Source organism: Microbacterium sp. EG9 (assembly GCF_059759475.1).
Genome location: NZ_CM186217.1, coordinates 2,430,569 through 2,444,331, shown reverse-complemented (window position 1 = coordinate 2,444,331; position 13,763 = coordinate 2,430,569). Strand labels below are relative to the sequence as shown.

Genomic DNA, 13,763 nt, shown 5'->3' with positions numbered 1-13,763 from the left:
CCGTTGCACCACATTCGCAGGGGGAGAGTCCTGCGTCGCCGACCCCCGGATCATGGAGTCGTATTCGGGTTCCGGCGATGACTTCACCGTATAACGGTTCGGTCACGGAGCCGAGGGAGCCCGACGAGTGCATACCGTTCGCATACCGTCCTGTCAGCTACGGCGGCGACGACTCACGAGCGCAGCGACGCGAAGCCGGCCGCGACGCTGATCGTGATGCGGTGCGGCGAGGCCGGATCGACGCGGAGCCGGTTCTCGACGTCGCCCGCCGACGCATCGGTGGACACCGCGTAGGTGTCGTCCGGCAGCACCAGGGCGAGGCGTCCCGCGCTCAGCTCCGCCGTCAGCGCGCGCGGCGCGGACCCCGTGAGACTGCCCTCCACGGAGCCGGCGCTGAGGGTGAAGTCGGCCGTCTGCACGCGGTCGAGGTCGATCACCAGCCGCCCCGCGGACACGTCCGCCTCCAGTGCGGACGCCCGACCCGACACGGTCATCGACCCGGCGCTCACCGTGAGGTCGAGCTCGCCGTACGTGCCCTGGGCGCGCAGCGCGCCGGCGCTCAAGGAGATGTCGGCGTCGAGCGCGCTGCGTTCGAGGGCGCGCGGGAGGGTCAGCACGGCCGTGTCGCTCTCGGCGAAGGGGCGGATGCCGCTCCACCACGCGCGCTGCGTCTCGACCACGAGGCTGCCGCCGTCCCGGCGCAGGCGCCAGTCGGAGGCCGCGCCGTCGACGTCGAGGGTGACCTCGTCGCCGCCGTAGACGATCGTGAGGTCGGCCGCGGCGACGTCGACGTTGAGCGAACGGATGCCGGCGGCATCCGCCGTCAGTGTGCCGCCGGCACCGCGCGTGGCGGAGCCGAGCGCGCCGAGTGCGGCCGTGCCGAGCGCACCGAGGATCAGCGCGCCGCCGAGGGCGATCGTCAGGATCGCGACGACTCGGGAGGCCGAGCGCGTGGTCGCGGGCGGCTGCGCGGGCGGCTGGGGCGGGGCCGGAGGGGACGGCGGGACGGGAGGCGGGGTGAGGGTGGTCATCGGGTGGTTCCGTTCTCCCAGTGGATGAGGGCGGCGAGCACGCGGCGGTTGCCGTGCTCGTCCTGCTCCAGATCGAGCTTCTGGAACAGGGAGGTGATGTGCTTCTCGACGCTCGCCTCGCTGACGAACAGCGTCTGGGCGATCGCCTGGTTGCTCTTACCTTCGGCGATGAGCGCCAGCACGGTGCGCTCACGGTCGGTGAGGCGTTCCATGCGCACGTCGCGACCGCGACGGGTCAGCAGCTGGGCGACGACCTCCGGGTCGAGCACGGTCGCCCCGGCGCCGATCCGCTCGACCGCGTCGAGGAAGTCCGAGACGTCGGCGACGCGGTCCTTCAGCAGGTAGCCGAGCGAGCCCGACTGCTCGGTGATGAGCTCGCCGGCGTACCGCTCCTCGACGTACTGGCTGAGGACCAGCACCGCCAGGTCGGGGCGGGTGCGGCGCAGGTGCACCGCGGCGCGGATGCCCTCGTCGGTGAAGGTCGGGGGGAGGCGGACGTCGAGGATGCAGAGCTCGGGCGCGGTCGCCTCGACCGTGGCGACGAGGTCGCCGGCGTCGGGCAGGGCCGCGACGACCTCGTGTCCGGCGTGGTCGAGCAGCCGTACCAGTCCCTCGCGCAGGAGCGCGGAGTCCTCGCAGATCAGGATGCGCACGGGACGCTCACCTCCAGCGCCGTCGGGCCGCCGTGGGGACTGTCGAGCCGGCTCATGCCGCCGGCCGCAGCGATGCGGTGGGCGATGCCGTCCAGCCCGCCGCCGGGGAGCACCTGGGCTCCGCCGACGCCGTTGTCCTCGACGCGCGCCCAGAGCATCGGCGCCGCGCCGTCGACGGCGCCCCGCAGACGCACCGTGACACGCACCTCGCTGCCGCGCGAGTGCTTGGCCGCGTTGGTGAGCGACTCGGCGATCGCGAAGTAGACGGCCGCCTCGGCGGTGCGGCTGCAGCGGCCGGCCGCGGGGGCGGGGAGGCGCACGTCGAGGCTCACCGGCACGTGCGAACGCGCGGCGAGGGCGCTCAGCGCGGCATCCAGCCCGCGGTCGTCCAGCACCGACGCATGGATGCCGCGGGCCAGCTGGCGCAGCTCGGTGATGGCGGCCTTGGTCGAGGTGTGCGCCTCGTCGATCAGGGCTTTCGCGGAGGCAGGGTCGGAGTCGATCTTCTGCTGGGCCAGGCCCAGCGTCATCCCGACGGACACGAGCCGGGGCTGCACGCCGTCGTGGAGGTCGCGCTCGATGCGGGTGCGCTCGACCTCGCCGGCGCGAACGGCGCTCTCGCGCTGGGTGCCGGCCGTGCGGGCCTGTTCGAGGAGTACGGCCTCGCGGCTCGGCACGAGGACGGCGCGGGTGAGCACGCCGTGCAGGAGGGCGGCGCCGACCAGGAGGGCGAGGCCGGCGAGGATGCCGACGATGCCGACCACCACGGCCCACTCGCTTCCGATGTGCACATCGGTGCTCGGCACGCGCACGCTGTCGCCGCCGACCAGCGGGGTGAACAGCACGGCGACGCTGGAGGCGAGGGCGCCGACGATCGGCAGCACCACGAGACCGAGGATCGTGGAGATCGCTGCCGAGGCGATGCCGCGCCACATGGGTCCGTCGGTGAACTGACGCCACAGCGAACGCAGCCAGCCGCCGAACCCGGGACGGCCGCTGTGTCGGAGGGGGAGGGCGGGCAGGCCGAACGAGTAGAGCCCGTCGACGCGGGCGTACTCGAGCCAGGCGGTGGCCCACATCGCGTAGACGAAGGCGACGAGGAAGACCGCGCCGATGCCGAGGGCGGGCAGCAGGCCCAGTCCGAGGCTCAGCAGCAGGAGGAGGACGGTGAAGACGGCGGTGCCGGCGAGGCCCATCGCGGCGAGTTGCGCGATGGCGCCCACGTGGGCGAGCAGGCCGATCCGACGCGTGGGCGTCGCCTCGGGCACGGTCGCCGGTGGCGCGGGAGGGGCGCCGGCATGATCGGTGTGGGGCATGACTCCACGCTAGGGCGCGGCCGACCGCGGGCGCAGGGGAGCGGTCCCCCGGTTCCGTTTCGGGTTATCCCCCGGTCGCGGCGCGCGACGCGCGGCGGGGCCGGTGGGGGAGGATGGAGGCGTGACCTCCGCCGACATCCGTCTCATCGCCGTCGACATGGACGGCACGCTGCTGCTGCCCGACGGCTCGGTGCCGGAGGGCCTGTGGCCCCTGCTCGAGCGCCTCCGCGATCGGGGCATCGCCTTCGCCCCCGCGAGCGGACGGCAGCTCGCGACACTGCAGCGCACGTTCGCCGGTGTCGACGCAGAGCTCGACTACATCGCCGAGAACGGCGCGTACGTCGTCCGCGGCGACGTCGAGGTCAGCTCCGACGCCGTCGACCCGCGGGTCGCGGCCGAGGTCGTGGTGCGCGTGCGGTCGCTGGTCGCCTCCGGAGCCCTGCGGGCCGGGCTGGTGCTGTGCGGCAAGCGCTCGGCCTACGTCGAGGACACGGACGAGGCGTTCCTCGCCGAGGTGGACAAGTACTACGCGCGGCTGGAGGTCGTTCCCGACCTGCTCGCGGTCGACGATCAGATCCTCAAGCTGGCGATCTTCGACGTCGACGGCGGGGAACGGCACACGGCGCCCGCCTTCGCCGACCTCGCCGCGACCCATCAGGTGGTCGTCTCCGGTCAGCACTGGGTCGACATCATGAACCCGACCGTCAACAAGGGCGTCGCGCTGCGCGCGCTGCAGGACGCGTTGGGTGTGACGTCGGCGCAGACGGCCGCCTTCGGCGACTACTTGAACGATCTCGAGCTGCTGCGGGCCGCCGACTGGTCGTATGCGATGGCGGACGCGCATCCCGAGGTCGCCGCCGTTGCGCGCTTCCGCGCGCCGTCGAACGCGCAGGCCGGCGTGCTGACCGTGATCGCGCGGCTGCTCGGCGACTGACGGTCCGCCGCGGGGCGTAGCGTGGGGTCATGGTCACGATCCCCACGGTCTCCCTGAACGACGGCACCGCCTTCCCGGAGCTCGGCTTCGGCACTTACACGCTGCGCGGCGACGACGGCGTCGCGGTGATCGAGGCGGCGATCGGGGCCGGCTACCGCCTGCTCGACTCGGCCGTGAACTACCAGAACGAGGTCGAGGTGGGCGAGGCCGTGCGCCGCAGCGGCATCCGCGACGAGCTCATCGTCACGACGAAGGTGCCGGGCCGCGAGCACGGCTACGAGGAGACCGTCCGCAGCGCGCATGGGTCGCTCGAGCGTCTCGGTCTCGACCGCATCGACCTCTACCTCATCCACTGGCCGAACCCCAGCGTCGATCGCTACGTCGAGACCTTCCGCGCGATGATCGACCTCCGCCGCGACGGGAAGGTCGGCTCGATCGGTGTGTCGAACTTCACCGCGGCGATGCTCACGCGGCTCATCGACGAGACGGGCGTGACGCCGGCCGTCAACCAGGTGGAGATGCACCCCTACTTCCCCCAGGACGCCCTCCGCGCCTTCCACGCCGCCCACGGCATCCGCACGGAGAGCTGGAGCCCCCTGGCGCGGCGCAGCGAGCTGCTGAGCGAGCAGGTCGTCGCCGACGTCGCGGCCGCGCACGGCGTGAGCCCGACCCAGGCCGTGCTGCGCTGGCACACGCAGCTCGGGTCGACGCCGATCCCCAAGTCCGCGACTCCGGCCCGGCAGGCGGAGAACGCCGATGTGTTCGGCTTCACGCTCACGGATGCCGAGATCCGCGCGATCAGCGGGCTCGAACGCGGCCGCCTGTGGGACGGTGACCCCGAGACCCACGAGGAGATGTAGGCGCGTCGTCGCTCAGCGGGCGGGCTCCGCCTCCGCGGCGGGCCCGACGCGCGCGAGCAGCCGGTCCAGCCCGAGGAAGAGATAGCCGACGGCGACGAGCGCGAGCGTGAGGCCGACGATCCACACCGCGACGCCGCCCACGCCGTGCGTGGACACGTCCATGAACGGGTAGGGCACCGTCGTGCCGCCCGCGAAGCGGCCGCCGAGGGCGCTGTAGCCGAACGCGAACACGAGGTAGGCGTAGGGGATGAGCGCCCACAGCAGGGGGTCGTAGCCGCGCAGTCGCCCCTTGGGGACGAACAGGAGCCAGTCGACGATGACGAGGACGGGCGTGATGATGTGCACGAGGTTGTCGGTCAGGGTGAACGGCTGATAGGCGCCCGGCTGGGTGAACAGCGACGGGGCGAGCACGAAGAGGTAGATCAGCATCGTGACGGTGATCGCCTCCATGACCGCCGCCGCCCAGCGCGCGGAGGGCGTCGAGGCTCCGGTCCAGCCCTCGCGCTGCGCGTCGCGCAGCGTCACGACGGCCGACAGGATCATCCAGGCCAGGCACAGCACGTTGCTGAGCACCGTGTAGTACAGGAACGACGTCCAGGTCGGCGACGCGGTCCACAGTCCCGACACCCGCGCGATGCCGACGACGATGACGAGCGCCGCGACGGCGCGATACCCGAAGGCGAGGAGGCGGGAGCGCACGATCATGCGCCCATGTTAGGGGGCGGGGCGGCGGTCGACGGCTCAGTGGGGTGCGTGGTACTCGCTCTCGCCGCGCTTCCAGTAGCCCTTCACGACGATGCGGTCTGCGGGCAGGTCCCAGCGCTCGACGAGCAGCGCCCGCCCGGGGCGGACGATCCCCTGCTCGGCGGCGACGAAGCCGAAGACGTCGCCGGCCGGCCGGTCGGCGGCCCCGAGCGCGTCGAGCCGGTGCGCGAGCGCGACGCCGGCGGCCGCGCCGCCGCGATGCACCTGCTCGACGATCACCCCGGGCGGCGCCGAGATCGGCAGCTCGTGCGCCTCGTCGGACGTCTCGACGAGGATGCGCCCGACGGCGTCGGCGTCCATGAGGTGCGCGAAGCGGCGCATCGCGGGCACCGCCGTCTCGTCGCCGGCGAGGAGCCAGCCGTCGGGCCGGCCGGTGAGCACCATCGAACCGCGGGGGCCGCCCACGCCGATCGCGGCGCCCGGTTCCGCGTCGCGCGCCCACGCGGCGGCCACGCCGTCGTCGCCGCCGTCAGCACCGTTGTCAGCACCGTTTTCCGCACCGTGCAGCGCGAACTCGATGTCGAGCCATCCCTCCTCGGCATCCCACGCGAGCGGGGTGTACTCGCGGCTCGGCGCCGCCCGCAGCTCCTCGAGGGACGCCGGCGGCGCGTCGGGGAAGAAGAGGCGGAGGTGGTCGTCGGCGCCCGGGGAGTCGAATCCGCGCAGGTCCGCGCCGGACACGCGCACGCGCACGTAGGCGGGGGTCAGCCACTGACGCGCGGTCAGCTGCGCGCGGCGGAACCGCAGCTCCAGGGGGCGACGCTCGAGGCGGAAGGCGGGGGTGGCGGACATGCGGGCTCCTCAGTGGACGGGCGGACGGTGGTAGACGGCGAATCGTCCCGTCGGGCCGTCGAGGACGGTGACGGGGGTGCGGAAGACGCGGCTGAGGACATCGTCCCGGATGATCTCGTCGGGGGTGCCGTGCACCACGATCGCGCCGTCGTCCATCGCGACGATGCGATCGCTGTAGGCGGCGGCGAAGTTGATGTCGTGCAGGACGATCACGATGGTCGTCCCGAGGGCGTCGGCGGCGTGACGCAGCTGCATCATCATCCGCACGGAGTGCTCGGCGTCGAGGTTGTTGAGCGGTTCGTCCAGCAGCACATAGCGCGTGTCCTGCGCGAGCACCATGGCGACGTACGCGCGCTGGCGCTGGCCCCCGGAGAGCTGATCGAGGAACCGCTGCTCGAGCGGGGCGAGATCGAGGAGGTCGATCGCCTCGGAGATCTTCTCCTCGTCGACGGCGGTCAGCCGGCCGCCGCTGTGCGGGAACCGCCCGAATCCGACGAGCTGGCGAACGGTCAGCCGCGTGACGAAATGGTTCTCCTGCCGCAGGATCGACACGATGCGCGCGACCTCTCTCGACGCCGTGCGGTGCACGTCGACGCCGCCGATCGTGATCGTCCCCGTGTCGGGCGTCGAGAGGCGGCCCATCATCGTGAGCAGCGTGGACTTGCCCGCGCCGTTGGGCCCGACGAGGGAGATGATCCCGCCCGCGGGCAGTTCGAGCGAGACGGGGCCGATGCGGGTGGCTCCGTAGTCCTTCACGACACCGTCCAGACGGATCACAGGCGCCCCTTCCGGAAGACGACGAGCAGGAACAGGATGCCGCCGATGAGCTCGACGACGATGGTCACGCTGTCCACGAGCGAGAAGACGTGGCGCAGCAGGAAGTAGGCGCCGGTCAGGATGACGTAGCCGACCAGCCACGCGGTCGGCAGCACCCGGCGGTGCTCGTGGGTGTCGGCGACGGCGTAGGCCAGCGTCGCCGAGAGGAAGCCGAGGAACGTCATGGGCCCGACCAGCGACGTGCTCATCGCCATCAGCACCGCCACCAGGGTGAGCATGAGCATCACCTGGCGCCGGTGGCGGATGCCGAGACCCGTGCTGATGTCGCCGCCGAGCGCGAGCACGTCGAGCCGCCGGGACAGCAGGAGCACCGCCCCTCCGGCGACGGCGCAGATCGGGACCACGAGCCACAGCAGCCCCGTGTCCGCGTTGCCGATGCTGCCGAACAGGCGTGCGCGCAGCACGTCGAAGGTGCTGGGATCGAGCAGCTGCTGCAGGAAGGTCGACAGCGAGCTCATGGCCGTGCCGAGGACGATGCCCACGAGCAGCATGACGTGCAGGTTGCCGAAGCGTCCCGACAGCAGCCACGAGTACAGCAGCACGGCGAACAGCACCATCGCCGCCGACTGCAGCACGAAGCGCCAGGTCGGGGACAGGCCCGACACCGACGTGGTCCCGAACACGAAGACGACGGCGGTCTGGATGAGCACGTACATCGACTCGAACCCCATGATCGAGGGGGTGAGGATGCGGTTGTTCGTCACCGTCTGGAACGCGACGGTGGCGTGGGCCTGGCAGAACGTCACGAGGGCGATCACGACGACGGTCGTGGTCCGCATCGACGTCACCCGCCACCAACGATCGCTGAACGGCTCGAACCGGTTGTCCCACGTCAGCAGCAGCACCGTGAGCGCGAGGGCGACGGCGACGAGGGCGGCGGTCCGCAGGTGCGCGCGCGAGCGCCGCGCGGCGCTCGCGTAGGCGCCGACGGCGCGGGGCGCGGCGGGGGCGGATGCGGTGGCACGGCCGGTGGCGCGGTCAGCGAGCATCGGTCCTCCGGGTGCGCAGCAGCATCCCGATGAACACCACCGGCCCGATCACGCCGAGCACGAGCGAGACGGGCATCTCGAAGGGCATGATGACGATGCGACCGATGATGTCGCACACCGTCACCACCCAGATTCCCGCGAGGAACACCCACGGCAGGTTCTCGCGGAGGTCGTCGCCGCGGATCATCGAGACCAGGTTCGGCACGATGAGGCCGAGGAAGGGGAGCATCCCGATCACGACGGTGACGACGCCGGTCGTGATGGCGACGAGCCCGACGCCGATGAGCACCACGCGCTCGTAGTGCAGCCCGACGTTCGTGGCCACCTCCTTGCCGAGCCCGGCGACGGTGAAGCGGTCGGCCGTTAACGCGACGACCGCGGCGACGGCGACGACGATCCACAGCAGCTCGTAGCGACCGGCCTCGACGCCGGTGAAGCGGCCCAGGAACCATCCGCCGAGCATCTGCAGCAGCCCCGCGCGGATGGCGATGAACGCCGTGACGGCGCTGATCACGGCGCCGAACATGATGCCGACGATGGGGACGATGAGGGAGGACTTCAGCGACACGCGCCGCAGGAACGCGAAGAAGACGAGGGTGCCCACGAACGCGCACGCGATCGCGGCGAGCATCTTCGCCACCACTCCGGCCGACGGCGCCAGCACCGCGGCGAGCAGGAGTCCGAGGCCGGCCCACTCCGTCGTGCCGACGGTGGTCGGCTCGACGAAGCGGTTCTGGGTCATGAGCTGCATGACGAGTCCCGCCATCGCCATGCTGGCCCCGGCCAGCATGAGCGACGCGGTGCGCGGGACGCGGGTGATCCACAGGAAGTCGGCGCCGGCGGGGTCGGTGATGTCGGCGACGCCGACGAAGAGGGAGACGCCCAGCAGCACGGCCGTGGCGGCGACGCCCGCGGCGAGGGTCACGGCGCGCCGGCGCCTACTCCGCGCGGGTGCTCGCCGGGTCGCGAGCGCGTCGACGTTCGTCACGCGACGCAGGGCGGTGGGATCGGGCATGGGAGGCGGCTCCGAGCGGTGGTCGCCGCCACGGCCTCCCGGCCCGCCGTGCGGGATGCCGGGGGTCGCGGCGGCGACCGGTGGGGGCGTCAGCGGCTCTCGAAGAGCGTCGTGAGGCCGTTGAGGACCGAGATGTAGGCGAAGACGTCCTCGGTCAGGTAGTAGTCGGACGGGAGGACGTAGATCGCGCGGTCCTTCACCGCGGCGACGTTCGCCAGCGCGGTCGAGCCCGTGATGAGATCGAGCGCAGGGGTGACCTCCCCGTCGCCGACGGCGGCGTCGCGGTCCAGCACGAGGAACACGTCGGCGTCGGCGGCGGCCAGCGCCTCGAGCGAGAGGGTGTCGCCCTTGTCGGTCTGCGTGCCCGCGGCATCCAGGGCGGGGGTCAGCCCGAGCAGGCTGAAGAAGATGCTCGCGCCGCGCCCGTCCGTCGGGTTGGAGTAGTTGATCTCGCCGCCCGTCGTGATCAGGCCCATCACCGTCGTGGCCGGGTCGTAGGCGGCCGTGGCGGCGGCGACGGCGTCGTGGAACTGCGCGATCAGCGCGGCGGCCTCGTTCTTGCGGTCGAAGATCTCGCCCATGAGCGTGACGCTCTTCACGAGGTACTCGTCGGCCGACATCCCGGCGGGGGTGTCGGCGTCGACGATCGCGGCGTCGGGGGCTGCGTCGCGGACGCCCTTCGCGGTCTCCTCGCCTCCGAAGCGGTAGCCCGTGATGACGAGGTCGGGGTCGGCCGCGACGATCTGCTCGTAGTCCGGCTCGCCGTGCGTGCCGATGTTGAGGATGTCCTCGTCGTCCTTCAGCGGGTTGTTCGGGCTCATGAGATCGCGCGGCGCGACCGTGATCGGCAGATCCCAGTCGGCGGCGAGCTGGAAGAGGCGGTTGTCGGTGATCGCGACGCTGTTCGCGCTCTCGATCGTGACCTCGTTGCCGCCGAGGTCGGTGACCGTCACGGGGTAGTAGTCGGCGGCGGACGCGGCGGACGACGCGGGCGCGGTGGAGGTGCCGGCGCAGGCGGACAGGACGAGCAGGGATGCCAGGGCCAGCGGCACGGCGGCCGCGAAACGGCGCAGGGTCATAGGGAACTCCTCGGTTGCGGTGTGACGCGACCGTCGTCGCGAGATAGGTTAGGCATACCTAATCTCTACTATGCCGGATGCGCGTCGACACCGCCAAAGGAGGGGGTCAGAGCTGCGCGCCGTCGTCCCAGGGATCGTCGAGCCGCGGGGTGCGACCGCGCCATGACTCGTAGGCGAGGAGCCAGCCGATGGAGACGATGACGGCCGGCAGCAGTCCCAGCCAGACGTTCTGCAGGATCAGCCCGAACACCACGCCGGCCGCCAGCAGAACGAGCGTGCCGACCAGCCATCCGATGCGACCGCGCGGCCAGCCTCTGTGCGTCATGCCGTCAGCCTAGGAGATCGCCGTCACCGCGTCACCGCGCGCGATGGTCCTCCGGCGCGAGGCGCGGACCCCGCCGCGGCTCGAACCGGCCGCTGAGCCCGAGCAGGCGGATGACCCGCTGCCGGTGCCCGCGCCAGGGCTCGAGCAGCTCCAGCATCCCGTCGTCGTCGACGCGGTGTCCCGTCAACGCGTAACCGACCTGGTGGGCGAGGTGATAGTCGCCGACGCTGACGGCATCCGCGTCGCCGAAGGCGCGGATGCGCGCCTCCGCGCTCGTCCACGGACCGATCCCGCGCAGAGCGGTGAGAGGTGCATCGGCGGATGCCGCATCCGTCGCGACCCGCTCGATCGACGCGCGCCGGGCGGCGGCCTCGACGATCGTCCGCGACTGCGCCGGCTCGAGCCCCGCGCGATGCCAGGTCCAGCTGGGGATGCGATGCCAGTCGGCGGGCGGGGCGAACATCGGCAGCGGCGTGGGACCGGGCGCGCGCTCGCCGCACCAGGTCAGGATCATCCGCCAGGCGCCGAAGGCCTGCAGGCCCGTGACCTTCTGCTCGAAGATCGCGCTGACGAGCGCGTCGAAGACGAGATCGGTGCGGCCGAGGCGCAGGTCATCGTGCCGGCGGTGGGTCTCGGCGACGACCGGATGGTGGTGCGCCTCGAAGCCGGCGGGGTCGTCATCGGCGCCGCACAGTGCCGGCACCTGCGTGAGCGCCCACGCGGCTCCCGGTCCCCACGCGGCGGCGCGCACGCGGGTGCGGTCGATGCGCAGCGCGAGCGTCGCGACCCCCTCGGGCGTGCGGGTCGCGCGCCAGATGACCCCCTCGTGCTCCCGCTGCGACGGATCGTGCGCGCCGCGCTGCTGATGCCGGATCGCTCGCGCCGCATCGATCGGCAGGCGCGGGCGGTACTCGGTCTCGACGGGGCGCGGCGAGGCAGGTCGCGGGTCACGGGTGCGCACCGGTGCCGGGCGCACCGGCATCCTCTCCCGCGTCGTCATGCGCACACCCTACGTCACCACCTCCGACACCGGCTCCGACACCGCGGACGGTCGGGCGCGCGGGACGCGCCGTGGCTCAGAAGCGGTCGGGCGAGGGGGTGCCGTGGCCGTAGCGGATGACGACGTCGGCGTGGCGGTCGAAGCGGTAGCCGATGCCGCGGACGGTTCGCACGATGTCCTCGTAGCGGCCGAGCTTGGAGCGCAGCCGTCGCACGTGCACGTCGATGGTGCGCTCGCCGGGGGCCTCCTCGGCGTCGGCGTGGCTCCACAGCGACGAGACGAGCTCGGCCCGCTCGATCGTGCGCCCTTCGCGCAGCACGAGGTACTGGAGCAGCTCGAACTCCTTGAACGTCAGCTGCGCCGCCTCGCCCTCGATGTGCACGCGCCGACGCGAGATGTCGATCGTGACGCCGCCGGGGACGTGGTCGTCCTCCGGCTCCTCCTGCTTGGTGCGCGCGACGGCGCTGGGCTCGTGCAGGGCGAGGCGGACGACGTCGACGTCACGGCCGCCCGCGCCGGCCGGGGCCAGGGCGACGGTCGCGTACGTCTCGGCGTGCGGGGCGAGCTCGCCGAGCGTGCGCCGCAGGGCCTCGACGAGCGTCGACAGCGACACGCCGGCGGCGGCGGCCTTCGCCTCGTCGATGCCGACGTACAGCGCGAACCCGCGCGGAGCGGTGCCGACGGGAACGCTGCCGGTCGCCGGTGCGGCCGTCGCCGGAGCGGCAGGAGCGGGAGCGGCAGGGCGGGCGGCGACGTCGGGGACGGCGCGGAGGTGACGGACGGGGGCGGGCGAGGCGAGGAGAGCGGAGTTCGACACGGGAGATGTCCTTCGGAGGCGGAACCCGGGCGGAGGGCCGAGAAGCGGGTTCGAGTGTGTGTTGCGAGGGGCCCGGAGGAAGATGTCGCATCGGATCCGATGCGAGGGCCTGTGCGAGACAGCCGGCATCCGCGTTGTGCGCGGTGCGGTGCTCGGGGGTGGCGCCGGCTGAGGGTGTGGGTCAGCGTCGGCGGGCGCACCCGGCGGGGTTCACCGTCAGTGGCACATTCGGCAACACATGGCAACGCGCGGCATCATGATGCCGGCATGTCCGTTCGCCTCCAGGGCGGACAGAGTGCGTGCGTTGTCAGTCATGCGCCTGATTATGACGAACGGTGTCCGGATGTGTCAAACCGCACGGATGCCGCCGCCGCAAGATGACGGAATATGACAGAGTGCATGATCGTGCGCGCGTCCCCTCCCCATCGCATCCGTGTCGTCGGCACCTCGGGGTCGGGCAAGTCCCGGCTCGCGGAGGTCGTGGCCGCGCGGATGGGGCTCGCCCGGCTCGAGCTCGACGCGGTGTTCTGGGACGAGGGGTGGACGTACCGCGACCTCGACGAGGCCCAGGACCGCGTGCGGGCGTTCCTCGCGGCGCACCCGGAGGGGTGGGTCGCGGACGGCAACTGGAACTCGCGCCTGGGCGACCTGATGGAGCCCGGCACCCCGGGCGGCGCCGACGCCGTGGTCTGGGTGGACCACTCGCGGCCGGTCGTGATGGCGCGGGTGATCCGGCGCACGCTGCGCCGCGGCATCCTTCGCGAAGAGCTCTGGCACGGCAACCGCGAGCGCCCGCGGACCTGGCTGAAGTGGGCGCCGGAGGACAACATCATCCGCTGGGCGTGGACCACCCATCCGACGATGACCCGGCGGATGGAGGCGCGCATCGCGGCGGGCGATCCCGTCGTCCGGCTGCGCGGGCAGCGCGAGGTCGACGCGTGGGTGCGCTCGCTGCCGGAGGCTCCGCGGCGATAGCGACGCACCCGGCCCCCGTCACGGCGGCGCGGCGTAGCGTAGAGGCATGACCGGAGAGACACGCGACGACCTGTCCTTCACGAACGAGGCGGAGCAGTCGCGGTACGTCCTGCGCGACGGCGAGCAGATCGTGAGCGTGCTCGACTACCGCGACGACGGCCGCACGGTCGCGATGACGCGGGCGTACACCGTCCCGACCTTCCGCGGCCACGGCTACGCCGGCGAGGTCGTCGCCCGCGCCGTCGCCGAGGTCGCCGCCCGCGGCGATCGCGCGATCAGCCCGGTCTGCTGGTACGTCTCCGACTGGTTCGACGCCCACCCCGAGCACCGGTCCCTGCTCGCCGAGCGCCGCGCCGGCTGAGGGCCTACTGCGGG

16 protein-coding genes are annotated in these 13,763 nt (G+C 72.4%); 4 read left to right on the top strand and 12 right to left on the bottom strand.

The window, feature by feature from the left end; all coding sequences use genetic code 11:
* Nucleotides 1-173: 173 nt before the first annotated feature.
* Genes AC6CQV_RS11505 through AC6CQV_RS11495 form a run of 3 tightly spaced genes read right to left on the bottom strand, consistent with a single transcriptional unit; the run spans nt 174 to nt 3,000 of the window.
* The gene (locus tag AC6CQV_RS11505) at nt 174-1,031 is read right to left on the bottom strand and encodes a hypothetical protein (RefSeq protein WP_498259532.1); all 858 of its coding nucleotides are present in this window, start codon (nt 1,029-1,031) and stop codon (nt 174-176) included.
* Entirely contained in the window at nt 1,028-1,684 is a 657-nt protein-coding gene (locus AC6CQV_RS11500; RefSeq protein ID WP_498259531.1) for a LuxR C-terminal-related transcriptional regulator, read from the bottom strand. The genes AC6CQV_RS11505 and AC6CQV_RS11500 overlap by 4 nt, the downstream gene beginning before the upstream one ends.
* Nucleotides 1,672-3,000, bottom strand: a complete 1,329-nt coding sequence (locus tag AC6CQV_RS11495; RefSeq protein WP_498259530.1) for a sensor histidine kinase — start codon at nt 2,998-3,000, stop codon at nt 1,672-1,674. The genes AC6CQV_RS11500 and AC6CQV_RS11495 overlap by 13 nt, the downstream gene beginning before the upstream one ends.
* A gap of 121 nt (nt 3,001-3,121) precedes the next feature.
* Here AC6CQV_RS11495 and AC6CQV_RS11490 point away from each other — a divergent pair, with 121 nt between their 5' ends.
* A complete protein-coding gene (locus AC6CQV_RS11490; protein ID WP_492492960.1) occupies nt 3,122-3,934 on the top strand; it encodes a Cof-type HAD-IIB family hydrolase in 813 nt (270 codons plus the stop codon).
* Nucleotides 3,935-3,963: 29 nt separating this feature from the next.
* Nucleotides 3,964-4,794, top strand: coding sequence for an aldo/keto reductase (locus tag AC6CQV_RS11485; protein ID WP_498259529.1), 831 nt, complete (start codon nt 3,964-3,966; stop codon nt 4,792-4,794).
* A 12-nt stretch (nt 4,795-4,806) separates the two neighbouring features.
* Here the strand turns inward: AC6CQV_RS11485 and AC6CQV_RS11480 are convergent, their stop codons facing one another.
* The 9 genes from AC6CQV_RS11480 to AC6CQV_RS11440 all read right to left on the bottom strand — a co-directional run bounded on the left by AC6CQV_RS11480 (nt 4,807) and on the right by AC6CQV_RS11440 (nt 12,413).
* On the bottom strand, nt 4,807-5,499 hold the full coding sequence (locus AC6CQV_RS11480) for a Pr6Pr family membrane protein (RefSeq protein ID WP_498259528.1): 693 nt from the start codon (nt 5,497-5,499) through the stop codon (nt 4,807-4,809).
* 36 nt (nt 5,500-5,535) lie between these two features.
* Nucleotides 5,536-6,351 carry a siderophore-interacting protein gene (locus AC6CQV_RS11475; protein ID WP_498259527.1) on the bottom strand — a complete coding sequence of 272 codons (816 nt, stop codon included), beginning with the start codon at nt 6,349-6,351 and terminating at the stop codon, nt 5,536-5,538.
* Between the two features lie 9 nt (nt 6,352-6,360).
* Nucleotides 6,361-7,128 carry an iron ABC transporter ATP-binding protein gene (locus AC6CQV_RS11470; protein WP_498259526.1) on the bottom strand — a complete coding sequence of 256 codons (768 nt, stop codon included), beginning with the start codon at nt 7,126-7,128 and terminating at the stop codon, nt 6,361-6,363.
* A complete protein-coding gene (locus AC6CQV_RS11465; protein WP_061781983.1) occupies nt 7,125-8,177 on the bottom strand; it encodes an iron chelate uptake ABC transporter family permease subunit in 1,053 nt (350 codons plus the stop codon). Before AC6CQV_RS11465 ends, AC6CQV_RS11470 begins: the two co-directional genes overlap by 4 nt.
* Nucleotides 8,167-9,192 (bottom strand): ABC transporter permease, encoded by a 1,026-nt coding sequence (locus tag AC6CQV_RS11460; protein ID WP_498259525.1) that lies wholly within the window; start codon nt 9,190-9,192, stop codon nt 8,167-8,169. The genes AC6CQV_RS11465 and AC6CQV_RS11460 overlap by 11 nt, the downstream gene beginning before the upstream one ends.
* Nucleotides 9,193-9,281: 89 nt before the next feature.
* On the bottom strand, nt 9,282-10,271 hold the full coding sequence (locus tag AC6CQV_RS11455; protein ID WP_498259524.1) for an ABC transporter substrate-binding protein: 990 nt from the start codon (nt 10,269-10,271) through the stop codon (nt 9,282-9,284).
* A gap of 106 nt (nt 10,272-10,377) precedes the next feature.
* Nucleotides 10,378-10,596, bottom strand: a complete 219-nt coding sequence (locus AC6CQV_RS11450) for a hypothetical protein (protein WP_498259523.1) — start codon at nt 10,594-10,596, stop codon at nt 10,378-10,380.
* Nucleotides 10,597-10,627: 31 nt separating this feature from the next.
* Nucleotides 10,628-11,596: a DNA-3-methyladenine glycosylase family protein gene (locus AC6CQV_RS11445; protein ID WP_498259522.1), complete on the bottom strand. Its 969-nt coding sequence runs from the start codon at nt 11,594-11,596 to the stop codon at nt 10,628-10,630.
* Between the two features lie 76 nt (nt 11,597-11,672).
* Nucleotides 11,673-12,413, bottom strand: coding sequence for a winged helix-turn-helix domain-containing protein (locus AC6CQV_RS11440; protein WP_205282300.1), 741 nt, complete (start codon nt 12,411-12,413; stop codon nt 11,673-11,675).
* Between the two features lie 387 nt (nt 12,414-12,800).
* Between AC6CQV_RS11440 and AC6CQV_RS11435 the strand changes: the two genes are divergently transcribed.
* Nucleotides 12,801-13,388 (top strand): P-loop NTPase family protein, encoded by a 588-nt coding sequence (locus AC6CQV_RS11435; RefSeq protein WP_498259521.1) that lies wholly within the window; start codon nt 12,801-12,803, stop codon nt 13,386-13,388.
* A gap of 46 nt (nt 13,389-13,434) precedes the next feature.
* A complete protein-coding gene (locus AC6CQV_RS11430) occupies nt 13,435-13,749 on the top strand; it encodes a GNAT family N-acetyltransferase (RefSeq protein WP_060959375.1) in 315 nt (104 codons plus the stop codon).
* The last annotated feature ends 14 nt before the right edge of the window (nt 13,750-13,763 follow it).